The 24,651-nt window shown below is 43.4% G+C and carries 18 protein-coding genes and 2 pseudogenes; 11 read left to right on the top strand and 9 right to left on the bottom strand.

Annotation, left to right across the window (positions count from 1 at the left end):
• Positions 1-89 precede the first annotated feature (89 nt).
• Positions 90-782 carry a Crp/Fnr family transcriptional regulator gene (locus GQR89_RS16360; RefSeq protein WP_158771028.1) on the bottom strand — a complete coding sequence of 231 codons (693 nt, stop codon included), beginning with the start codon at positions 780-782 and terminating at the stop codon, positions 90-92.
• Between the two features lie 96 nt (positions 783-878).
• Between GQR89_RS16360 and GQR89_RS16355 the strand changes: the two genes are divergently transcribed.
• The 9 genes and pseudogenes from GQR89_RS16355 (at position 879) to GQR89_RS16325 (ending at position 11,808) form a co-directional block, all read left to right on the top strand.
• Positions 879-1,631: a class II aldolase/adducin family protein gene (locus tag GQR89_RS16355; RefSeq protein WP_158771027.1), complete on the top strand. Its 753-nt coding sequence runs from the start codon at positions 879-881 to the stop codon at positions 1,629-1,631.
• Positions 1,631-2,524: an alpha/beta fold hydrolase gene (locus GQR89_RS16350; RefSeq protein WP_158771026.1), complete on the top strand. Its 894-nt coding sequence runs from the start codon at positions 1,631-1,633 to the stop codon at positions 2,522-2,524. Before GQR89_RS16355 ends, GQR89_RS16350 begins: the two co-directional genes overlap by 1 nt.
• A gap of 226 nt (positions 2,525-2,750) precedes the next feature.
• Positions 2,751-3,875: a 4-phosphoerythronate dehydrogenase gene (locus tag GQR89_RS16345; RefSeq protein WP_158771025.1), complete on the top strand. Its 1,125-nt coding sequence runs from the start codon at positions 2,751-2,753 to the stop codon at positions 3,873-3,875.
• Positions 3,876-3,913: 38 nt separating this feature from the next.
• Positions 3,914-4,930 (top strand): aspartate-semialdehyde dehydrogenase, encoded by a 1,017-nt coding sequence (locus GQR89_RS16340; RefSeq protein ID WP_158771024.1) that lies wholly within the window; start codon positions 3,914-3,916, stop codon positions 4,928-4,930.
• Between the two features lie 372 nt (positions 4,931-5,302).
• Positions 5,303-5,623, top strand: a pseudogene (locus tag GQR89_RS21775) (FimV/HubP family polar landmark protein); the annotation flags it as partial.
• Positions 5,617-5,664, top strand: a pseudogene (locus GQR89_RS21770) (hypothetical protein); the annotation flags it as partial. The pseudogenes GQR89_RS21775 and GQR89_RS21770, both read left to right, overlap by 7 nt.
• Before the next feature lie 304 nt (positions 5,665-5,968).
• A complete protein-coding gene (locus GQR89_RS16335; RefSeq protein ID WP_370461084.1) occupies positions 5,969-9,439 on the top strand; it encodes a FimV/HubP family polar landmark protein in 3,471 nt (1,156 codons plus the stop codon).
• Between the two features lie 49 nt (positions 9,440-9,488).
• Positions 9,489-10,133 (top strand): methylamine utilization protein, encoded by a 645-nt coding sequence (locus GQR89_RS16330; protein ID WP_233268999.1) that lies wholly within the window; start codon positions 9,489-9,491, stop codon positions 10,131-10,133.
• A 472-nt stretch (positions 10,134-10,605) separates the two neighbouring features.
• A complete protein-coding gene (locus tag GQR89_RS16325) occupies positions 10,606-11,808 on the top strand; it encodes a hypothetical protein (protein ID WP_233269163.1) in 1,203 nt (400 codons plus the stop codon).
• A 64-nt stretch (positions 11,809-11,872) separates the two neighbouring features.
• Here the strand turns inward: GQR89_RS16325 and GQR89_RS16320 are convergent, their stop codons facing one another.
• The 3 genes from GQR89_RS16320 to GQR89_RS16310 all read right to left on the bottom strand — a co-directional run bounded on the left by GQR89_RS16320 (position 11,873) and on the right by GQR89_RS16310 (position 14,392).
• Entirely contained in the window at positions 11,873-12,610 is a 738-nt protein-coding gene (locus tag GQR89_RS16320) for a YdiY family protein (RefSeq protein WP_158771021.1), read from the bottom strand.
• A gap of 47 nt (positions 12,611-12,657) precedes the next feature.
• Entirely contained in the window at positions 12,658-13,371 is a 714-nt protein-coding gene (locus tag GQR89_RS16315; RefSeq protein ID WP_158772299.1) for a DUF481 domain-containing protein, read from the bottom strand.
• A gap of 193 nt (positions 13,372-13,564) precedes the next feature.
• Entirely contained in the window at positions 13,565-14,392 is an 828-nt protein-coding gene (locus GQR89_RS16310) for an HDOD domain-containing protein (protein ID WP_158771020.1), read from the bottom strand.
• 172 nt (positions 14,393-14,564) lie between these two features.
• Between GQR89_RS16310 and GQR89_RS16305 the strand changes: the two genes are divergently transcribed.
• Together GQR89_RS16305 and GQR89_RS21590 are read left to right on the top strand one after the other, a co-directional pair.
• Positions 14,565-15,272, top strand: coding sequence for an alpha/beta fold hydrolase (locus GQR89_RS16305; protein ID WP_233268997.1), 708 nt, complete (start codon positions 14,565-14,567; stop codon positions 15,270-15,272).
• Between the two features lie 12 nt (positions 15,273-15,284).
• Positions 15,285-15,506 carry an alpha/beta fold hydrolase gene (locus GQR89_RS21590; protein WP_233268996.1) on the top strand — a complete coding sequence of 74 codons (222 nt, stop codon included), beginning with the start codon at positions 15,285-15,287 and terminating at the stop codon, positions 15,504-15,506.
• Here the strand turns inward: GQR89_RS21590 and GQR89_RS16300 are convergent.
• The 5 genes from GQR89_RS16300 to aceE form a co-directional block, all read right to left on the bottom strand.
• Positions 15,503-15,751 (bottom strand): DUF1289 domain-containing protein, encoded by a 249-nt coding sequence (locus tag GQR89_RS16300; protein WP_158771019.1) that lies wholly within the window; start codon positions 15,749-15,751, stop codon positions 15,503-15,505. The two genes, GQR89_RS21590 and GQR89_RS16300, sit on opposite strands and share 4 nt — an antisense overlap.
• Before the next feature lie 184 nt (positions 15,752-15,935).
• Positions 15,936-18,017 carry a M13 family metallopeptidase gene (locus tag GQR89_RS16295; protein WP_158771018.1) on the bottom strand — a complete coding sequence of 694 codons (2,082 nt, stop codon included), beginning with the start codon at positions 18,015-18,017 and terminating at the stop codon, positions 15,936-15,938.
• Between the two features lie 295 nt (positions 18,018-18,312).
• Positions 18,313-19,737 (bottom strand): dihydrolipoyl dehydrogenase, encoded by a 1,425-nt coding sequence (lpdA, locus tag GQR89_RS16290; protein WP_158771017.1) that lies wholly within the window; start codon positions 19,735-19,737, stop codon positions 18,313-18,315.
• Between the two features lie 112 nt (positions 19,738-19,849).
• On the bottom strand, positions 19,850-21,853 hold the full coding sequence (gene aceF / locus GQR89_RS16285) for a dihydrolipoyllysine-residue acetyltransferase (RefSeq protein WP_158771016.1): 2,004 nt from the start codon (positions 21,851-21,853) through the stop codon (positions 19,850-19,852).
• A gap of 21 nt (positions 21,854-21,874) precedes the next feature.
• Positions 21,875-24,547: a pyruvate dehydrogenase (acetyl-transferring), homodimeric type gene (gene aceE / locus GQR89_RS16280; RefSeq protein WP_158771015.1), complete on the bottom strand. Its 2,673-nt coding sequence runs from the start codon at positions 24,545-24,547 to the stop codon at positions 21,875-21,877.
• Positions 24,548-24,651 lie beyond the last annotated feature (104 nt).

The following is a 24,651-nucleotide window of genomic DNA, read 5'->3' as shown; positions in this document are numbered from 1 at the left end:
ACGCGACAAATTGTCGCAGCAACGAAGATATTAATATATTACCGGTATAGCGAGATATTTGGGGCATACTCTTTTATGGGAAAAAGAGACTATATCTGACACAAGGTCTTTAGTTTTGCGTGATCCAATATATAAAGTTGGCCATAGTGAACTTTAATAACGGCTTGCTGTTGTAGTTCTTGCAGCAGTTTATTTACTGTCTGACGTGAGCTGTGCAACATTAGCGCCAAGGATTCCTGAGAAATACGTAAACTGGCGCCTTTTTCAATGGGGGCTTGGTGCTCTAATCCTTCCGCTAATAATAGAATGCGTCCACATAATTTACCCTTGAGAGACAAGCTGCCAGTTTCATCGATAAAAGCAAACGTGGTGCGAATTCGCTGACATAACAAGCGCATAAAATGCGGGTAAAGGTCAGGACGTTGCTTGAGAAGTATTTTGAAATCGAGACTGGATATTTTGAGCAGTTCGCAGGGCTCGTCTGCATGTGCGTCGTGCGCGCGAGGTAATCCATCGAATAGTGATATTTCACCAAACCAATTACCCGGCTGCATCCAAGTGAGTATTAATTCCTTACCTTCAAGCGTCACATTACTTAGGCGCACTTTTCCGGACATCACACAGTATAAGCCATCACCTAAATCATGCTTTTGGTAGACAAGCTGCCCTGCATCGACTCGTTTAAATTTTGCCGCATTGACGAGTTGTTCAATAACGTCCTGAGGAATAGATTTAAACCACGGACTTTGGCTCAGGATAGGACGTAAAGTATCAAGTTGCATAGGAATTATCGGATGATTGTCGTATTGGCGACAGTTTGTAAGGTAGAGGTAGACTAAATTGTTGACACAAAATTAACAATCAATAGAAGTGAATCTATGCAGTCAGTTAAACAACAAGTAAGCGAGCAGGAATGGAAAACAAGAATTGATTTAGCGGCAGCATATCGCATGGTGGCCTATTACGGCTGGGACGATTTGGTTTTTACGCACATTTCGGCTCGCATCCCAGGACCTGAACATCACTTTTTAATCAACCCCTACGGTATGATGTTTGATGAAGTCACTGCGTCGAACTTGGTTAAGGTTGATTTGCAAGGCAACAAGGTGATGGAATCAGAGTATGACGTTAATCCAGCCGGCTTTGTTATTCATAGTGCTGTGCACGAAGCACGAGAAGATGCGCAGTGTGTCATGCATTTGCATACAACTGCGGGGATTGCTGTGTCCACTCAAAAAGAAGGCTTGTTACCGCTAAGTCAGCAATCGTTGTTTGTACTTTCTTCGTTGTCCTATCACGATTACGAAGGCGTTGCTTTGAACCCTGACGAGAAAAAGCGCTTAGTAGCGGATTTAGGTACAACCAACTTTATGATATTACGTAATCATGGCTTGCTGACCTGCGCTGATACGATTGCAGATGCATTCCTAGGTATGTTTTTAATGCAGCGAACCTGTGAAATTCAACTCCAGGCACAAGCATCAGCGCAAGAATTAGTCTACATTCCTGAGAAAATTTTAGCAGGGATAAAAGCCCAGGCGAACCAAGTGACTCGCTCTGCGGGAGGCGCATTAGCTTGGCCTGGCATTTTGCGTAAACTCGATCGTACTAACCCAGGTTATGATCAATAATGAGCGCCTTTCCCAGTATCGAGCAGTACCAGAAAAGCGCAAACTACGCTCAGATAGGCGAATATAAGATTGCCTATTGGACTGCCCAGGATGAGACCGCCGCTAAAAGTGAGGCGCCTTGGATTGTAATGATCCATGGCTTTCCTAGTGCTGCTTGGGATTGGCACGGTCAGTGGAAAACGTTACGCAAAGATTATCGTTTGCTAAGTTTTGATTTACTGGGCTTCGGCTTATCGGATAAGCCCCACATACATAATTATAGCTTGATAGAGCAAGCTGATGTGATCGAGGCTCTATTAGATCAGTTGGGCATAAAGCAATGTCATATTCTTTGCCACGATTATGGTGATTCAGTCGCACAAGAGTTGTTAACTCGGCATTTTGATAAGCTAACAAGCGTTGATATTCAAAGCGTTTGTTACCTAAATGGTGGGCTGTTTGCGGATTATCATCGACCCTTATTGACCCAGAAATTGCTTAAAAGCCCAATCGGACCATTCATAGCACGCTTCATGAGTCAGCGTAGTCTGCAGCAAAGCTTCAATAAGATTTTTGGACCTAATAGTCAGCCTAAAGCTTCACATATCGAAGTGCTATATGGATTGCTAGAACATAAGCATGGGAGACGAGTATTACCGCGTTTACTTACGTATATAGATGAGCGTAAGGTTCATAATTTACGATGGATAAACGCGATGCAGCATACACAGGTTGCCCAGTGTTTTATAAATGGTGTACATGATCCTATATCTGGCCAGCACATGTTGACGCAGTTCAATACACTTTTGCCGCAAGCAACTACGCACGCTTTAGATGTAGGGCACTATCCTCAACTTGAAGCCCCTAATAAAGTCGCTGCGTTATACCAAGCATTTGTGCGCGTAAATAGCTGATTTCTATCTCGTTAGCTTCCTGCTATTGGGTAGCAAATCTAACATGGGCACCTAACGACATCTCAAAAAATGAACTTGGTTTAGTCATCAAGTGATTAGACCATTAGTCATTGACGATAAAAAGTCTCTACAGGGCATTTCGGTTATGGGTTCACCGTGGCATACTTGCGCTCTTTTTTTAGGTGCTGATACGGCGCTTTAGCGTTTAAGTTAGGGATAGAGCCAATTGAAAATTTATTATGAAGACAGCTTGCCCTACGCGGACGAATTTTTTTCTGAACTGGGCGATAGTCAAGTTTTTTCCCATAAAGACGTTGATGCAAAACGTGTTGCCGATGCTGATGTGTTATTGGTCCGTTCGACCACAAAGGTCAATGCACAGTTATTGGATTTGAATAAAAACATTCGTTACGTGGGTACCGCGACTGCTGGCACCAACCATTTGGATGCGAATTATTTACGTAGCCGAGGGTTAGGTCTTCATTCTGCTGCAGGTTGTAATGCCGTTGCGGTTGCTGAATACGTGTTAAGTGCGCTATACGTAATGGCTGAGAAACTAGACTGGCAGTTAACCGAAAAAACTGTCGGTATTGTTGGTGTTGGGCATGTGGGTAGTAGCTTAAGTGCCAAATTAACGGCCTTAGGGATACAACATTTGTTATGTGATCCGCCGTTAGATGATGCCGGTGACTCACGTGATTTCATTGATATGTCGCAAATTATGCAATGTGACATAATCAGTTTACATGTCCCATTGATTGAAGGTGGCAAATACAATACGGCCCATCTGTTCGACGCTAAGCGTTTAGAAATGCTAAGTGAAACGCAATTGTTAATTAATGCCTGTCGCGGTGAAGTGGTTGATAATAAAGCACTATTAGCCAATTTCGAAGCCGGAAAAAAGCTAAACGTAGTGTTAGATGTGTGGGAAAATGAACCGAATATTGACCAAGCGCTTGTACCTTTTATTGCGCTTGCCACTGCCCACATTGCTGGGCATACCGTTGAAGGGAAAGCTCGGGGTACCGAAATGCTTTATCAACAGGTGTGCAAGCAGTTCGGTTTGACCCCAACCAAAAAACTTAGTGACTATTTGCCTGTTCCGCAACCTGATAGTATTCGTGTTGACGAAACGTTGCGCGGGCAAGCGCTATTTAGCGCATTAGTGCTCAGTGTGTATGACATTCGTAATGATTCAAAACTGTTTAAAGAAAGCATTCATCAGCCGGATCAGTTTAGATATATCCGAAAAAACTATTCTATTCGAAGAGAATTCGCTGCACTAAGCGTAAATGCTGGAAATTATCCTGAATCAGAGGCAATCTACGCTCTCGGATTTAACCGTAAATAATATATAAACAAACATTCACTTTTTAGGAGTTATGCTACATGTCTCGGTCTTTTGATGTCGCCGTGTTGGGTGCTACAGGTTTAGTAGGACAACATATGATAGAAATTCTTCAGCAACGAGGATTTCCGGTCAACAAACTTTATCCATTAGCGAGTTCACGCTCAGCAGGAGGTAAGGTGACGTTTAAAGGTGAAGAGATTACCGTATTAGACGCAGACACCTTTGACTGGAGCTTAGTCCAATTAGGTTTCTTTTCAGCTGGTGGCAGTGTTTCTGAAAAGTTTGCTCCTATAGCAGCTGAAGCCGGTTGTGTAGTGATCGACAATACGTCTCACTATCGATATGAAGCCGATATTCCACTCGTGGTGCCTGAAGTTAACCCGCACGCATTAGCCGATTTTCGTAATCGTAACATTATCGCTAACCCAAATTGTTCAACTATTCAGATGATGGTTGCATTGAAACCCATCCACGATGCAGTTGGCATAGAACGTATTAATGTTTGTACCTATCAGTCGGTATCGGGTGGCGGTAAGGAATCTATGGACGAGCTCGCGAAACAAACAGCGGCGCTGTTAAATGGTCAAGAAGCAAAGCCAGAGGTGTTTAGTCGTCAAATCGCGTTTAACGTTATTCCACAAATTGATGTGTTTTTAGATAACGATTACACCAAAGAAGAAATGAAAATGGTCTGGGAAACTCAGAAAATTTTAGGTGATGAAAGCATTCGCGTAAATGCAACGGCTGTTCGTGTACCTGTTTTCTATGGTCACGGCGAAGCGATTCATATTGAGACTCGTACCCCAATTGATGCGCAAGATGCCAAAGCACTATTAGCCAATGCCCCAGGTGTTGTATTGAAAGCTGAAGCGAGCGAATTTCCTACCCAGGTAGGCGATGCAAGTGGTAAAGATGAGGTATTTGTTGGTCGTGTACGTAACGATATTAGCCATCCTAATGGATTAAATATGTGGGTTGTATCTGACAACGTACGTAAAGGTGCAGCAACTAACAGTATTCAAATCGCTGAGGTGTTAATCCGCGATTATATGTAATCGCTGGCTACCTCTTGATAACCCACGGTGCGTGTTTGGCGTCCGTGGGTTATTTGTTTATAGGCTCATTATTTATAAGCTAATTGTTTATAAGAGCGTGCCGATACTATTTGATAGCGTAACGTTAAATAATTAGGTGTTTACAGCGTTAATCTGCAACAAGCAGACTGGACGAAGACCCTTAATACCTTTCTAGATCATCTTAACCTTCTGGTTTATAGTAAGATACGTTGGCTTAAGTCCACGCAGTTTATGAATTAATGGAATACTTTTTGCTTTTTATATTCAAGTGCGTGTATTGATAATAATAAATGACGTTGTAAATAACCTCGTAACAGCTTATTTACCCTAATTTTGAGGCATAAAGGATCAATGAATTTGCGAACGCTAGCCCTATTGTTTGTAGCGAGCCTCAGTTTAACGTTTTCTCTTGGCCTACAAGCGCAAGCGGCCGATTTTCAGCAAGTACGTATCAAAGGGCCTAAAAGTACAGACTCTGATTATTCGGGCCAAACTTATGGGCCTATTACCTCAGCAGATACGCTTTGGCGTATTGCCAGTCAGTCTCGTCAAAACTCAAGTCATTCTATCTACCAAGTTATGTTCGCAACCTACGAACTCAACCGGGATGCGTTCGAACGCAATAACATCAATTTACTCAGAGATGGCGCGATACTCCGGTTACCGGCCACGCAATATGTAGGTCGTGTAAGCGAAGGGCAGGCCATTGCTAAAGTTCGTTATGATAATCAGTTACTCAACATTGGTGGTGAAACTGCTGACAGCGGCATTAGCACCAATAAAAAATTGGCCAGTAAAACTGATTTAGATGAAACCAAAGAAATTCTTGAAAAGCGTTTAGGCGCTATCAATGAGGAACAAAGTCGCCAGTTCCAAGAAATACGGCAGCAATTTGCCGAGTCTATTCTCAGTGTGCAAAGTATTATCAACGAAAACCAACGGGTCTTTGAAAGTCTAGATTCGGTCAATAAAGATTTAGCGGAAATTCGCAGCCAAGAAGCATTGCGAGATGAGCAAATGCTGCAAATGGGTAAAAGCATTGAAGAGCTGTTGGCCAAGTCTCGTGAAGATGCTGCTAAAGTGCTAGCCGCCGAGCAAGAAGACGGGTTCAGCGATTGGTTAATGAAGCCACTGACACTCATTATTTCCTCCATATTATTTTCCTTGCTACTACTCGGAGGTTTCGCTTACTGGTTAGTCAAACGCAAAAAGCCAGCTGAGATGGATCTTGATTTGCTGGCGACTAAAGACGAGCCCGCGGATACTTACGTTGCCAGCGAAATGGACGACTTGTCTGACGCATTGAGTGAAGAGCTCAGTTCTGAATTAGACGACGACAGCTTATTTGGTGAACAAGATGTGCCTGATGATGTATTGGCTGAAGAGCTCAAAGAATCGTTCGAGGAAGAAACAGACGACTTTGATGATCTTGGCGACGATATGTTGGTGCCGGATAGCGAGCTCAACCCCACTGAAAACTTTGAAGCAGGAAGCGACGAGCTTGATCAAGATGATTTAGATAATCTATTTGAAGATGAAGACGATCTTCTCGCCGAAATCGATGAAGAGATGGACAACATCGATTTGTCCGAAGACGACTCGGTTCAAGAAGCACCCACAGAAACGACTGCTGCGGATATCGATCCTCAAGATCAACCAGAGAGTGACGCACCTGAAGTTCAAGACGAGTTGCAGAACGAAAATCTTGATGATGATGACTTCGACTTAGGCGATTTAGAGGATGAGTTGGAGGTAGATGAAGATGTTGAGCTAACAGTCGACGACGATATCATTGAGACTAGTGTCAGCAGTGAAGAAGAAGCACCTGCTGATGCACTTGACGATTTGCCAGTGGATAATGCTGAATTATCTCCCGTTGAGGATATTGACGAGCAGCCTGAAATCAGTATCGATGAGCTGTTAGTTGAACCTAAAGCGGAGCTTCCTGCATCGTCCGAAGTCAATGCAGATGATCCCATTAATGAAGACGTACTGGAACAACTCGATAAAGAGATAGCATCACAAAGTGAAGAGCTAGATAACATCACCAGCAACTTGATCGATGAACTCGAGCAAGTTGAAATGATGCAAGACATGTTGCCTGAAGGTGAAGACGAAGATGAGCCTGAGTTTACTGGTACCCCGCAACATGGCATACAAGAACTGGATAAAATCACCGAAGAGTTAGGTGATATATTTACCGAAATAGACAATGGTAGTTCAGAGCCCGAGTCGTCAGAGGATCATTCATCAACAAGCATGGATGAACAGACTCTTGCGAATGACACTGCGCCAATAAGTGAGTCCCCTCAAGAAAACGTAGCGACTTCTAGTGATGAGTCTGGATCTGCGCCCGAATTGGACGCGGCACTGGAGCAAAGTACTGCCGAGCAAATCCCTGCAACTAATGAAACAGATGATGCTCAGCAAGAACTTGTTGAACAATCAGCCGAGCAAGAAAAGAGCAGATTTAATGTAGAGCAAGAGGCTGGCCATGCTGATGATGGCAACATCGCTGACAGCCCAGACGATGTCTCAACTGATGAACCCCCTTATGCTGAAGAACCTTCTGTTGAAGAGCTTAGCGACGATGAAATTAGTGATGGCAATGGTATTCCCGATGCACAAAAAGCCCTCGATTTACCGCAAGATAATGATGACTTAGACGTTGTCGATCGTACCCTCGATGAGTCTAATAAATCAGAAAATCACGGTGAACAGCAAGATGAACTTCAAGATTCAAATGCTTTATCGACTCCCCTAGACGATAAAGACGCAGAGCTAACATCAGCTCCTGAACAAAATAATACAGAAACAGAAACAGAAACAGAAACAGAAACCGATGACTATTTATCGGAGGAGCCGGCATCATCTGAGGCTATTGATGATGAACGTCAAGATACAAATGCCTCATCAGCTTCGGTAGTCGATAGCGACGAAGAGCTAGCCTCAGCTGCTGAACAAAGTAATTCTGACACTGACATCGATGATCATGTACTAGAAGAGCCGGCATCATCTGAGGCTATTGATGATGAACGTCAAGATACAAATGCCTCATCAGCTTCGGTAGTCGATAGCGACGAAGAGCTAGCGTCAGCTGCTGAACAAAGTAATTCTGACACTGACACTGACACTGACACTGACACTGACACTGACATCGATGATCATGTACTAGAAGAGCCGGTATTATCTGAGGCTATTGATGATGAACTTCAAGATACAAATGCCTCATCAGCTTCGGTAGTCGATAGCGACGAAGAGCTAGCGTCAGCTGCTGAACAAAATAATGCTGACACTGGCACCGATGATCATGTACTAGAGGAGCTGGCATCATCTGAGGCTATTGATGATGAACGTCAAGATTCAAATGTTTCATCGGCTTCGCTAGACGATAGTGACGAAGAGCTAGCGTCAGTTGCTGAAGAAAATAATGCTGACACTGACACTGACACTGACACTGGCACTGGCACCGATGATCATGTACTAGAGGAGCTGGCATCATCTGAGGATATTGATGATGAACGTCAAGATTCAAATGTTTCATCGACTCCGCTAGACGATAGTGACGAAGAGCTAGCGACAGCTGCTGAACAAAGTAATGATGACACTGACACCGATGATCTTCTAGAATCAAATGATCAATCAAGCAGATCAGATGATAGCGAGATAGATGATGCATTAGAGCAAGCATTAGCTGATTTTGATGATATCGAGTCTGACGCATTAACAGATACCTCAGAACGCAAAGATGAATCTAGCAGTGCTTTGGATTTAGATGATATCGGTACGTTAGAGGATTTTGATGATGACGAGTTAGAAAGTGCACTGCAAAGCTTCGCGTTGGATGATGAACAAAGTGAGGATGCTGAGCAAACATCAACTGAATATGCACGACCTACGGCTGTTACAGCAACTGAAAATAATGATGAATTAGATGATTTTCCTGAGCTAGAAGACTGGCTAAGTGAAGCTGACGTACAAGACGTCGAAACAATCGATGACTTAGAGTCGGCCTCTTTTGATGACATGTTACAAAGTCTAGATGATGACTTAGATGAAGAGTTAGGGCAAGCATCGGCCGACGAGTCGTTGCAAACCCCAGATAGAAAAGTTGCGCAAGACGATGCGGTTGATATAGCCACCTTACTCGAAGGGAACGAGCTGGATGACACCGATGACCAAGACAATGATTTTTTAGATGTTGATGAGTTACTTAACGACAGTATTACCGCCGATCCATCACCTGAAAAGGCGCTAAATTTAAACTCTGTTATGGGGGAGTTCTCTGGTGCCCAAGGGGATGCAGATCATGTAGATGTTGATAGTGATGATGGTTTTGGCGCTAAGCTTGATTTAGCACATGCCTACATAGAAATCGGTGAGATTGAGTCTGCCACTGAGTTACTTGAGGAAATAATAGAGTACGGACACCCACCTCAATCTGATGAAGCTAAACGTGTGTTGGCCAGCTTGAATGGCTACGCGTAAGTTAGTTGACTAAAAAACGGTTAGTGTTTATTAAAAATTTGGGGTAGTGATGCGTATATTCAGCATGGGTTTACTGTTAGGTGTAACGAGTTTTATGAGTTACGCAGGAAATATAGAAATAACGGTGGTAGATAAGCAAAATAAGGGATTGTCTAATGTTGTTGTATATCTAACATCTGAAAATCTAGCCCCCCAAGAGCCTGTCGGTAAGATGGGCATAATGGATCAGGTCAACACCCAATTTTTACCGCATATTTTAGCCGTGCAGCGTAATACCCAAGTCAGCTTTCCCAATTCAGATTCTATTCAACACCATGTTTACTCATTCTCGCCAGCCAAAGTATTTGAATTAGAATTGTATAAAGGTCTTAGGGCAAACCCATTGTTATTTGAAAAAGTTGGTGTGGTGGAACTAGGCTGCAACGTGCACGATTGGATGCTCGGTTATATTTACGTCGTCGATACCCCCTATTTTAAACAGACGGATACAGCAGGCAAGGCGATGATTGTTTTGCCTGATGGCGAGTATTCGCTCAAGGCCTGGCATCCACGTATTCAAGACTTACCTGAATCCTTCGAAATAAATCTGTCTGTTCAAGGCGATGAGCAAATAACGTTGGAAATTCCTTCAAGTTTGCTTCCGGACGTTAAAGCTTACGAAAATAGTGACAATGAATTTGGTGACTATGAATAAGCTGTTTTTCACAACATTCCTGCACGCACGATTATCGTTTCAAGCCCTATCATTACTGAGTAATATTTTATCAGTCATCTTCTACTTCCCGTCAAAATCAGTTTACCAACAACTACATACTCAACGCTTGTTTGGCATTCTCATTGGGAGAACACTCGCTTGACTCAGCTAAAAAAAATATCAGTAGTAAAACGCAAGATTGATAAGCTTGTGTCAGTGGATTTAGGCAATAACCAACATGCTAAATTGATGGTGAAAATATTGTGGGTTTAGCTTATAACTCAGTTTTAGCTAGCATTGTCGAAAGGGCAAATGATAGCGCAACTTTGACGTTTATGCAGATCCTCGGCCGGACTAAGGCCCACGCTCTCTTGTTAACCAAAAGCTTAAGTGTCGACGAGTTTGTGCTTTCGGCCGAGAATCTTACCGGTGGTCGTCTAGTAGCATGAGTGAAGTGTTTTTTAAGCGAGTCATGTTGGGCCTGTTGGCTGTATTCACTGAGCTGACTATGGTCAATGCGCAACAATTTAGCGGATTAGTACAAGCTAATGTTGTTAAAGCGGACGGTCAGCTTCCTTGGCTTGATGGTGGAACCGGTATAGTTCAATATCAAGATGACGGCTTGAATTTACAGCAAGGCTTGGCGAACGTTAAAGGTAAATTTACCTCTAGTTTGTCTTATAACGTAGTAGCCAACGTTTATCAAAACGGTGAACAGCATCTGGGGGTGACTCAAGCCGTTGTGAACTATAAACCCTTGTCTATTGGTTCTGCGCGGTTTAAAGCGCGGGCCGGATTTTTTTATCCCAGGATGTCTCTAGAAAACGTTGATATTGGCTGGTTATCTCCATATACCTATACACAATCGTCTATTAATAGTTGGGTAGGCGAAGAACTACGCGTCGCAGGCGTTGAGGTGTCGTTGTATAACTCGGGTCGAAGCAGTCGAAGCCCGTTATCCTGGGAAGTACTCGTAGGGGCATTTAAGGGAAATGATACATTAGGTACAATTTTGAGTTGGCGAGGGTTCGCCATGCACGACCGACAAAGTCTACAAAATGACAGGCTGATATTTGCCAACTACCCAACCGTAAATGACCCGGATGGTATTTTTCATCCATCTTACGTTGAGCCTTTTCATGAACTTGATGGGCGCGTTGGATTTTATTTAGGGGCACATCTTAGCTATTATAAAAAAACGCAGTTGCGTTATTATTTGTACGATAATCAGGCCGATCCAAATGTAGTGAATCATCAGCGCTTATACGCTTGGCGAACGAAATTTCATTCGTTGGCTTTCTCACATGATTTTACTTCGAACGCGAGGCTTATTGCTCAGTGGTTAACTGGCAGTAGTGTGATGGGTCAGCGCTTTGTTTATATCAACTTTGATGCATGGTACTTGATGTACAGCCATAAGCTTGGTGCACACCGTGTAAGTGCCCGTATTGATAATTTTAGGGTAACTGAAGACGATATTTTCCCCAATGATATTAATAAAAGTAACGGCAGGGGTTTGACCATCGCTTGGCGTTACAATATTAATAAAAGTTGGCAATTAGGGTTAGAACAACACGTTAACCACAATCGCGCCTACAATCGTGCAACATTGGCCGAGCAGCCAAAGCAAGACCAACGACAGACCCTAGGTGTCGTTCAATTTAGATGGCGTTAAGTAAAATAACAGGCACAAAAAAAGGCAACCTAAGTTGCCTTTTTTTGTGCTTAAATATGCTCGTTTAGAAGAACGTGTAAACGATGGTTGCGGCCGTTTGTGTATCTAGCTTCTCTGTATCGCTCGTCACGTTGGAGTTGTGATCCAAGGTGAAAGTCAACTTCATCGACAAGGAGCTGTTTATCTTTGCTGATAGCGAAGTAATTGATTTTGACTTGGTGTTATCTTCACCGACTTCCGTACTCATTGTTTGTTTAAATGTGGCCGTATCAGAAATTTTCCAATTGAAGCCTAAAGCACCACGAACAATGGCGCTGTCTGCGTCTTCGCCTTCAGCAGTTTCAGCAAATGAGTAACCAGGACCCACACTGTATTCAAATTTTGTGGTTTCGTTGTCCCACAACTTTTGGCTCCAACCAGCTGCAACCGTTGATTGATAATTAAAGCTGCTGAAACGGTCATCTTCGTACGAACCGAATGCGAATAAACGGTGATCAGGGTTAGCTAACTTGTAGTTACCTTGACCCGATATAAAGAATTTTTGGGCGGTGGTTTGTTTTTCGCTGGTATCGTCGTCAATGGCGACATCGTCATTCTTGTATAACCCTTCAAACAAGAAATCATTGCTCCATTGTTCTAGCTCTTGGTGAGCAGACAATTTTGCATTTAAAGAGGTGGTTTCAGTATTACCCGACGTAGCGATAAAGCCTAGCTCGCCATCCATAGTAAATGGTTTAACTTCTTCTTGGGCGAAGGCATTTCCGGTGAGTAGTAGTCCGGTGGCGATAAGCGTTTTTTTCATAAAAATATCCTAAAGTTGAAAATTAAATTTGTTAGGGCAATGGCGAATTAAAAAAAATGGTAAACAAGCGTCACAGCAGTTTCCGTGTCTAAGCTCTCTTGGGACACTTCTGCATTACTATTGTGTTCCATAATAAACGATAACTTCATGGCTAATGAGCCAAAAATTTTAGTGGAAAGTGACGTCTCAGATTTTGTTCTGGTGTATTCGGGGTCGGTTTCAGTGCTGATAAACTGACGAAACTGTGCCGACTTTGAAATTTCTAAAGTGTACTCCAAAGCGGTCCGCAGGATGACACCTTGCAAGTCATCATTCTCTTCATCATTTCTTGCTTCAGCAATGGCGTAGCCCGGCCCGACGCTATACTTAAATTCACTGAATTCATCGCGCCATAAGCGTTCACTCCAGCCACTAGCGACTAACGTTTGGTAATCATAAACATCGAAACGATCATTTTCGTATTCAGCATAGATGAATATACGTTCATCAGGGGAAGCAAGTTTGAAATCAATTTGAGTTGAGATAAAGTTCTTCTGTGCAGTTGTCACATCATACTCTTGCCCGTCATCGTCCTCTTCAGAGGTTTTATAACGGGTACTGGCGATAGCTTGATAACTCCACTTTTCTAGTTCGTGACTAATGTTAAATTTGGCGTTTATACTCGAGGAGTTGGTGTTGCCTTTGTTGGCCAGTATACCTAATTCACCGGTAGCTGAAATATTGCTACCAGATTCTGGAAGCGAGCCAACGCTGTCCGACATATAGAGAGAACGCATAATGTTAATCTGAGCATGACAGGGGAAACACAGAGCCAGCAAAATTAGGTATCTGAACATTATTCTTCGAAGTAAGATGAGTATATGTAGGATGATGCACGGCATTATAACTAACTGGAGTATAAAATGCATCCCTATACGCGGCCAATGTCTAGAACTTTAGGCTAGCTTTTGGCAATTAAGAGCGTAGTACACTTATCAGTGTTGCAGCTTCCATTTGAGCAAATTTCATGCTGTCGATAATGTCTTGTTCCGTTAGCCCCATCTTTTGCAGTAACGAAAGGGGAATTAAATTCGAAAAATTAAATTTCTCAGGTTCAACCAATACTAATGCCGCTCGGTACACTATAAACATCAATCCATCTGCTTGACTGCAATCAACCATTTCAGTGTGGGTCTTAGGCAGTCCTTGGTACAAATTCAGCGGTAGGTTCCATTGCTTTAGTAACGCATGAGTACAGTCGGTGTAACAGAAGCCAAGTACAAGCTTTTGGCGTTCCCAGGGAGGTACCTCGGTACTATATTGAGAACATTGTGCCGCAAAATTAGGCGTGTTGACTGCCACTATCAGCTCTCCAATATTATGCAGTAAACCGATTACAAAATAACGTCCACTGGTGCGAATACCAGCAATTTTGGCCAGATGTTTTGCAACTAACCCAGCGTAAACACTTTGCAGCCAAAAACGTCGTAAATCGATCGCATCATTGCTGAAGTGCTCGAATGCAGAACTGGCGGTTTCTGCCATCATTAAATTGTACAGGGCTTCTCCCCCTACAACAGTTATCGCTTTGTCAATATCGTCGATTTGATATTCGAAGCGAAATAGAGCGCTGTTGGCTAACTTAAGGAGCTTTGCACCAAGAGCTGGATCATTAGATATTATCTTAGCTATGTCGTTGGAGTCGGATTTATCATTATCAAGCAGACGTCGGAGCTGAACACACGTTTGCGGTAGGGTGAAAGATTGAGTGGCGTGAAGGGCATATTCTTCAGCAGATAACATGTAACGTTCCCTTTTAGTGTTTTAGGTTCAGTATAAGCATGGAATGAGATATGCGGAACTAAAGTCATTTTGCATAGCCAGAAAGATAACAGTGTTAAACGTTATTCTATCTTGGTATGGCCATATTTTTGCGCATACCATGGGCTAAAAACTGATTTAGGTTACAATTTTTATGACAAAGACCCAGTTAATCGAACTAAATTGCAAAAACAATACAGTACCTCTTCAGATTGCATACGATACTTTCGGCACCAAACAGAACATACCTTTGGTGTTGATTATGGGACTCGGCGCTCAGCGTATTTTCTGGGAAGATGAGTTTTGCCAACTAATTGCAGAACACGGTTTTTGGGTTATCCGTTTCGATAATCGAGATGTAGGGGAAAGTACATACATCGACGACCAGTTTACGCCAAATTTATTGCAACTTATTGCAAGCGGTTTGCTCGGTGCGCAGATACCTATTCCTTACACGTTACTTGATATGGCGAACGACGTTGTTTGTTTAATGGAATACTTAAATGTGCCTAAAGCGCATATTGTTGGTGCGTCTATGGGTGGCATGATTGCTCAAATTTTAGCGATTGAATATCCACAAAAGGTATTAAGTCTAACGTCAATTATGTCCAGTACAGGTAATAAAAAGTTGCATAAACCGAATAAGGACGTCGTCCTTAAATTACTTAAACCCATGCCTAAAAAACGGGATAAAGGTATTGCTAGTGGCATTGAATTTTGGCGAACCCTACATGGAAATTTCTATACATTTGATTGGTTACGTACGTCTAAATTGATTAACAAAGCATATGACCGAGGAGTTAGTTCACAAGGTGTGTTGCGACAATTTGCCGCAATATTAGCTGCCAAAGACAGAACATAGGCGTTAAACGCGTTGTCACTTCCTACGTTGGTTATTCATGGTGATGCAGATCCTATGTTGCCAGTCAGTAACGGGCATGCAACTGCTAGTGCCATTTCAGGCGCAAAACTTCGGGTTTATGCCGGCATGGGACACACCTTGCCGACTGAGCTATGGCAACAGATAGTTGGTGATATTGCTCAAGTCGCATCATTGACAAACAATGATCTTGAGCCGAACCAAAGAGTCGTTTAATCGAGCAAATTGCCTTGAACAGGATCTTCAGAGACAACGGTTTCTGTGCTGCGCTTGCGGGCAAATGCGCGCTTTTTACGTAATGCACACGCTTTAACGATTTTGCTCTTAACGTGATCGTCCAAGTTAATCCAGTGCAAACGTTCCTCTCTAGAACGGTAACACCCTAGACAATACCCACGAGGACCCGACTGGCATATACCAATACAAGGGCTGTCTATGTGGAATATTTCGAGTTGTTGCAATACAGGGTTCTCAATCACTTGATTGATTAAAGTTTACGATGAGCTGAGGTAAAATGGTACTGCTAACAATGATGGAGTGTTAAAATTAACGTACCAACACAAATGCCTAGCACAAAGCCACGCATAAAAAAGCCAACTCAGATGTGATATCCGAGTTGGCTATGATGTTGGTATTTAATTTATATTACCAAATTTTAACGCGGTCTTCTGGCGACAGATACATCTTATCGCCTTCTTTAACATCAAAGGCTTGATAAAAGGCATCTACGTTACCTACGATACCATTCACACGGTACTCGCCAGGTGAATGAGGGTCGCTCAGCAAACGAGCACGTAATGCATCCTCACGCATTTTGCTACGCCATACTTGGGCATAACCCATAAAGAAGCGCTGGTCGCCCGTTAAGCCGTCAATGACTTTACCCTCGTCATTTCCAAGAGACATGTGATAGGCCTTATACCCAATGGTTACACCTGCTAAATCGCCGATATTCTCGCCAAGGGTAAGCTCACCATTCACGTGTTGATCAGGGATGGGCTCAAAGGCATCAAACTGAGCAACGAGTTTTTTGCCCAAAACATCAAATGCACTGCGATCCGCATCACTCCACCAACTGCGTAAATTACCATCACCATCGTATTTAGAACCTTGGTCGTCAAATCCGTGACCAATTTCATGCCCTATAACAGCACCTATAGCACCGTAGTTAACTGCGTCGTCAGCAGTCATGTCGAAGAAAGGTGATTGTAGGATCCCTGCGGGGAAGACAATTTCATTGCGCACTGGGCTGTAATAGGCGTTGATGGTTTGCGGCGTCATGCCCCAATCTGCTTTATCAACAGGTTTGCCGATTTTAGCAACGTCAACTGCATGATCAAATTCGAAATAACGAATGTAATTGCCAACTAAGTCATCCGCATGAATTGTTAAATCATCGTAACTGCGCCATTTATCAGGGTAACCAATTTTAGGTGTAAACTTAGCGAGCTTTTCACGGGCGGCTTTTTTGGTTTCAGGCGACATCCAATCTAATGTATCGATGCTTTCACCGTAAGCTTTGGTTAGATTTTTAACTAACTCATCCATTTTTGCTTTAGCTTCAGGCGTAAAATGACGTTCAACATATTGTTGGCCTAGCACTTCACCTAAGACACTACTGGTAGCGGCAACGGCGCGTTTCCAGCGAGGTTGTTGTTCTGGAATACCATTTAATGTTTTTGAATGAAAATCAAAATGCAGGTTTACCAGCTCTTCGTTTAATTGCGATGCATATGCATCAACAAGGTTGTAAGTAAGATAGTTTTTCCACACTTGCACGTCATGATTCGCGTAAATTTCACCAACGGCTTCAAAATACGGCATATTGCGCACGATGATTTCCTCAACACTACCAATGCCACTCGCATCTGCATATGCCTGCCAATCAAAGCTACTACCCATTAGGCTCTTTACTTCTTCGGCACTGCGCTTGTTATAGTTCTTTTCTGCATCGCGACTTTCAACACGAGAAATGTGTTTAGAGGCAATGTCTTTTTCTAAATCCATTAAGTCGCTAGCGGCCATTTCAGAGTCTTCAGCGCCAGCGGTGGTAAGCAAGTCAGCCATATACTTTTGTGTAGCTTCGCGAAATTTCACAAATTTATCTTCGTTTTTGCTGTAATAATCGCGATCAGGTAGCGTTAAACCACCTTGGATTAAGTACATGCCCACCACTTCAGGATTTTTCGCGTCCGGAGATACATAAAAATTGAATATACCACCAATACCTTTTGTATATAGTTCACCAAACTTAGCTGATACTTGTTTCATATCACTGATATTATTGATGCTATCAAGCTCGGCTTGCAAGGGAGAAAGGCCTAATTTGTTAGCGAGATCAACATCCATATAGCTGTTGTACATGTCGCCTAACTTTTGAGTGTTAGACCCTTTTTTGGTATCAGTGTCCGCAGCTTCTTGGATAAGCGCTTTCAGATTATCTTGCGTGTTATCGTATAAGACATTGAATACACCGTAGGTCGACTTATCGCCGGGGATCTCTGTGTTTTCTAACCAAGTACCGTTTACATGACGAAATAAATCGTCTTGTGGACGGACAGTTTCATCGATCGCGGTTAAATCAATACCAGATAGTACAGGGGCTTTCTTCTCAACAACTTTCGTTGCCTCTTGCTTGTTTTCTGATTTTTGTTCTGGCGCAGGACTGCATGCGCTAAGACCCAAAGCAATGCATACGCTCATTGCTACTAAAGATAGCTTTTTCATATTTTTCCTTGTGAAGTGATGATACACGATTATGCCTAAAGTACCTTTAGGGGGCGGTGTACTCACTTTTTTTCTGTCGTTTTTAGCAGTCAGCAGTCTAATGACAACTTGAGACGAGTGCAAAAACCTTGGATGAATAAGTGTGAAAATTTGTAACATAAGTCGTTTAGCTGAATAACTTGCTATTTCGACGCAGCTGACGATAAAAAGAGATATTTTTCAGGTTCAAAGGCAATAAAAAAGGGCCTTCGAAGGCCCTTTTTGGCAACGGAACTAAGCAGTTCCTCGGCCGTATTTACTTCTTCTTCTTCGCTTTTGGATTAGGCAAATCTGTAATGCTACCTTCATACATTTCAGCGGCTAAACCAATAGACTCATTCAATGTAGGATGCGCATGGATAGTTAATGCGATATCTTCTGCATCAGCACCCATTTCGATAGCAAGACCGATTTCACCCAACATTTCACCCGCATTCGTTCCAACAATGGCACCACCGATAATGCGGTGTGTGTCTTTATCGAAAATAAGCTTAGTCATACCGTTAGTGGCAGCAGAGGCAATCGCACGACCAGAAGCCGCCCAAGGGAAACTAGCTGTTTCATAGCTAACACCTTGTTCTTTTGCTTCTTTTTCAGTTAAACCAACCCATGCCATTTCTGGTTCGGTATAAGCAACTGACGGTATACATTTAGGGTCGAAGTAATGCTTCATACCAGAGATAACTTCGGCAGCTACATGGCCTTCATGTACAGCTTTATGGGCTAGCATAGGCTGACCTACTAAATCACCGATCGCAAAGATACTGCTAACGTTGGTACGCATTTGCTTATCAACATTGATAAAGCCGCGCTCATCGACCGTTACGCCTGCTTTGTCAGCGTCAACTAACTTACCGTTAGGGCGACGGCCAACAGCGACTAATACTTTGTCGTATTTAACGGGTTCTGCTGGCGCTTGTTTACCTTCAAACGTGACATACAAACCGTCATCTTTTGCTTCAACCGCTGTTACCTTGGTTTCAAGCATGATGTTGAATTTATCTTTAACGGTTTTTTGATAAATTTTAACGATGTCTTTATCAGCCGCTGGAACCAATTGGTCCAAGAACTCTACCACATCGATTTTTGACCCTAGCGCGCTGTATACCGTGCCCATTTCAAGACCGATAATACCACCACCCAATACGAGCATTTTTCCAGGGATGTCAGCCATCTCTAGTGCGCCAGTTGAGTCAATTACACGAGGATCATCTTGTGGGATAAAAGGCAAACTAACAGGCTCAGAACCAGCCGCGATAATTGCATTATCGAAAGAAATGGTTGTTTTGCCATCGTCGCCAACAACTTCAAGAGTATTAGCACCAGTGAATTTTCCGTAGCCTTGAACATGCTTAACTTTGCGCATTTTAGACATACCAGCAAGACCACCGGTTAGTTTGTCAACGACACTGTCTTTCCAACCACGAATTTTGTCTAGATCAAATTTTGGTTCACCAAAATCTACGCCATGAGCAGATAATGCTTTAGCTTCTTCTATGACTTTCGCGACGTGAAGCAATGCTTTGGAAGGTATACAACCTACGTTCAAGCATACGCCACCCAGTTTGCTGTTTACGTCAACAATTACAGTTTCGATACCTAAGTCGGCTGCACGGAAAGCTGCGGAATAACCACCGGGGCCCGCACCAAGCACTACCAACTGAGTTTTTATTTCGCTCATTTTGACCTCAATCTATTGATTTTCTTCCAGACTCGGCGAAATTCTACCTAGCCGATGACTGGTTAGCAAAGAAAAGGCGATAACTTTTTGCACATTATCGCCTCGCTATTCGTTACAGTAACATTTCGCGTAAATCACCCAAGACTTTACTCAAGTGCACAGCAAAGCGTGCGGCAACTGCACCATCAATGACTCGGTGATCGTAAGACAGCGATAAAGGCAACATTAGCCTTGGTTCAAAGTCTTTACCGTTCCATTTCGGCTTCATTTCACTCTTAGATACACCTAATATGGCGACATCCGGAGCATTTACAATAGGTGTAAACGCAGTTCCACCAATTCCGCCTAAGCTAGATATAGTGAAACAGCTGCCTTGCATGTCAGTGGATTTAAGTTTGCCGTCTCGGGCTTTGATACTTATTTCCATTAACTCTTTCGATAAGTCGTATATGCCCTTTTTATCGACATCACGCACTACCGGAACTACAAGACCATTTGGCGTTTCAACAGCAATACCCACGTGGAAATACTTCTTCTGGATCAAACTTTCGCCAGAGGCAGATAATGAAGAATTAAATACAGGGTAAGCTCGCAGCGCATCGGCAACGGCTTTCATCATAAACACCAACGGTGTTATTTTAAAGCCAAGCTTTTTCTTTTCAGCGACAACATTTTGTTGCTTACGGAAGGCTTCTAAATCTGTGATATCAGCTTCTTCAAACTGAGTAACGTGTGGGATAGTTACCCAGTTACGATGCAAGTTTGGACCAGAAATTTTCTGGATACGGGTTAATGGAATTTCTTCTATTTCGCCGAATTTACTGAAATCAACTTTAGGTGGCGCAAGTACTTGTAAGCCACCACCGCCACTACTGACAGATGAGCCTGCGGTCATTTTAGGACGAGACAATTCGTACTTAACGTATGATTGTATATCTTCTTTCAATACGCGATTCTTTGGACCTGTCCCCTTAACCTGAGATAAGTCTACGCCAAATTCCCGCGCCACACGGCGCACTGAAGGTGATGCATGTACTTTACCTGCTTTAGTGCGCTCACCAGCCGAAGGATGGTGGGGTACGGGAGCAGATCTAGGTGTGTTTTTTGCCGGAGCAGCAGTTTGAGCTGCTTGGGGTTCAGGAGCCTTTGGTGCTGCTTTAGGGGCTGCCTTTGGTGCACTACCTGCTACTTCCAACAATAATACAACTGAACCTTCCGATACCTTGTCACCGACATTGATTTTCAGCTCTTTTACCACACCCGCTTTAGGAGCAGGAACGTCCATGGTCGCTTTATCAGTTTCTAGGGTAATTAAACCAGTTTCTTCGTCGATTTTATCGCCAACTGCAACCAATACCTCGATGACGTCAACATCAGTATCTCCACCAATATCAGGAACCTTTACTTCAATAATTTCAGGCTCACTAGAGGCTTGCTCTTCTTCCACAGCAGGAGCACTTTCAGGCTGACTTTGTTGTTGAGCTGGAGCCGATTGCGCTTGAGGTGCAGCGTCAGCTTTCGCCGGGGCACTTCCTGCTACTTCTAACAACAATACCAAAGAGCCTTCAGATACTTTATCCCCTGTTTTGACTTTAATTTCTTTAACGATACCCGCTTTAGGAGCGGGCACGTCCATGGTCGCTTTATCAGTTTCCAAGGTAATTAAGCCAGTTTCTTCATCAATGCTGTCACCTACGGCAACCAGTATTTCAATGATCTCAACATCAGTGTCTCCACCAATATCAGGAACCTTTACCTCAATGACTTGAGCCTCCGCTGCCCCTTGAGGCGCTTCTTGCTCAGCCTTTGGTGCCGCGGGTGCTTGCTCTTCCTGAGCTGGCGCAGGTGCTGGTGTTTTGTCTTCTTGCGGCGCACTGGCACCACTAGACAACTTCATAATGAGCTGGTCTTGGCTGATTTTATCGCCTACGTTGACTGAAATTTCACTGATTTTTCCAGCGAAAGGAGCAGGGATATCCATGCTCGCTTTGTCGCTTTCTACTGTAATAAGTGATGTTTCAGCCTCTACGTCGTCGCCAACGGCGACAAGTACTTCAATGACTTCTACTTCATCGCCACCAACATCGGGTACCAATACATCTTTTATATCTGACATTTTGATTAAATCCTCTAATGGTTACGCGTAAAGCGGGTTAATTTTGTTTTGGTCAATGCCAAACTCTGCGATGGCGTCTAGCAACACTTTTTTGTCAATATCGCCAGCGGTCACCAACTCACGAAGCGCTGCAATAACGACAAATTTCGCATCTACTTCGAAATGATGACGTAAATTATCGCGGCTATCAGAGCGGCCAAAACCGTCAGTGCCTAACACTTTATATTGACCAGGAACAAAAGCACGAACTTGATCTACATAGCTCTTGATGTAGTCCGTAGCGGCAATTGTTGGGCCGTCAAAGCCATCATTCAATACGGTTGTGATGTAAGGAACGCGTTGGTCTTTTTCAGGGTTGAGTAAGTTAAAATGCTCACAATCAACACCGTCACGGGCCAGTTCATTAAACGAAGTGACGCTATATACTTCTGAAGCGACAGAATATTTATCATGCAAAATTTTCGCTGCTTTACGCACTTGTTCAAGTATGGTGCCAGAACCAAGAAGCTTAACTTTCTTCTTGTTGTTTGCATTACCTTGATGTTCAAGCTTGTAAATACCTTTCACGATACCTTCAGTAACGTTCTCCGGCATGGCTGGTTGAACGTAGTTTTCGTTCATAACCGTCAGGTAATAGAACACATTTTCTTGCTCTTCGAACATACGACGCATGCCGTCTTGTACGATAACTGCAATTTCATACCCATATGTAGGGTCGTAAGAAACACAGTTTGGGATTAAAGCCGCTTGAATGTGGCTGTGTCCATCTTGATGTTGCAAACCCTCGCCATTAAGCGTTGTTCGACCGGCGGTGCCGCCTACTAAGAATCCGCGTGTTTGGCTATCGCCTGCAGCCCAAGCCATGTCGCCAACGCGTTGGAAACCAAACATTGAGTAGTAAATGTAAACCGGGATCATCGGTAAATCGTTCGTTGAATAAGACGTACCAGCAGCAACAAAAGATGCCATTGCACCTAACTCGTTGATACCTTCTTGCAGTACTTGGCCTTTTTCATCTTCACGATAGTAAGCCACTTGGTCTTTATCTTGTGGAACGTACTTTTGACCGCCATTAGAGTAAATACCTACTTGACGGAACAAACCTTCCATACCGAACGTACGTGCTTCATCAGGAATGATTGGCACTACGCGTGAGCCAACTTTCTTGTCCTTTAACATTACGGTTAATACGCGCACAAATGCCATAGTGGTCGATATTTCACGATCACCAGATCCTTTTGTAATCGCCTCAAAAGCTTTAAGCGGCGGTGCCGGTAAATCTTCTGTGCTTTTCGCTAAACGAACAGGCATATAACCATGTAATGATTCACGACGAGAGCGTAAGTATTTCATTTCATCGCTGTCTTCAGCGAACTTGAAGTAAGGCAGGCTAGCGATATCTTCGTCAGCAACAGGGATATTGAAACGGTCGCGATAGTGACGCACTGATTCGATATCCATTTTCTTAACGTTGTGCGCGATGTTTTTACCTTCGCCTGCAGCACCCATACCGTAACCTTTTACGGTTTTAGCTAGGATAACCTGAGGACGACCTTTCGTTTCAGTTGCGCGTTTATACGCAGCATAAACTTTAACGGGATCATGTCCGCCACGGTTCAAGCGCCAAATATCATCGTCAGACATATTCGACACCATTTCTTTTAGTTCAGGGTACTTACCAAAGAAGTTCTCACGGGTGTAAGCGCCACCTTTAGCTTTGTAATTCTGGTACTCGCCATCAACGGTTTCGTTCATAACATCAAGTAACTTACCTGATGAATCGCGGGCCAATAATGGATCCCAATAGCGACCCCAAATAACCTTCAATACTTCCCAACCAGCGCCGCGGAACGTGCCTTCAAGCTCTTGAATAATTTTGCCGTTACCACGTACCGGTCCGTCTAAACGTTGCAGGTTACAGTTAATAACAAACGTTAGGTTATCGAGTCCTTCACGTGAAGCAAGGCCAATAGCACCTAAGCTTTCTGGCTCATCTACTTCACCATCACCCATAAAGCACCACACGCGCTGATCTGAACAGTCTTTCAAACCACGGCTTGTGAGATACTTAAGGAATCGGGCAAGGTAAATAGCCTGCATCGGACCAAGACCCATTGATACCGTAGGGAACTGCCAAAAATCAGGCATAAGTTTAGGGTGCGGGTAAGACGAAATACCTTTGCCATCCACTTCTTGACGGAAACCATCAAGCTGATCTTCGCTCAAACGACCTTCAATGAAGGCGCGAGAGTAAATACCCGGTGATACATGGCCTTGAACGAACAAAAAGTCGCCGCCGTCTTTATCATTGGGTGCACGGAAAAAGTGGTTAAAGCCTACATCGTAAAGCATGGCTGATGAGGCAAAACTTGAAATATGGCCACCTAGCTCTAAATCTTTCTTAGAGCCACGAAGCACCATCATCATCGCGTTCCAGCGGATGGCTCTGCGGATATTTGCTTCGAGGGTTTGATCACCAGGCATAGTTGGCTCTTGGCCAGCTGGGATCGTATTGATATATGCTGTGGTCGCATCATAGGGCAGGTAGGCACCATTGCGACGGGCTTTATCTATTAAGCTTTCTAGCAAATAGTGCGCACGGTCAATGCCTTCCTCTTCTAGTACTGCGTCAAGGGCATCTAACCATTCTTGCGTTTCTTGTGGATCCACATCCGGATGCATCATATCAGCCATGGTGCTCTCCTATATTTAAAGTTGTTTATTAAATTTACTCTTCACTTCAGTAGTACAAACATTAGGTGAACTGAAATCAAAAGCGATTCATTGTTTACTTAAAA

It is taken from the genome of Paraglaciecola sp. L1A13 (assembly GCF_009796745.1).
Lineage (GTDB): Bacteria > Pseudomonadota > Gammaproteobacteria > Enterobacterales > Alteromonadaceae > Paraglaciecola.
Note: the sequence above shows the minus strand (reverse complement) of the source record. Positions and strands in the feature narration are given on the sequence as shown.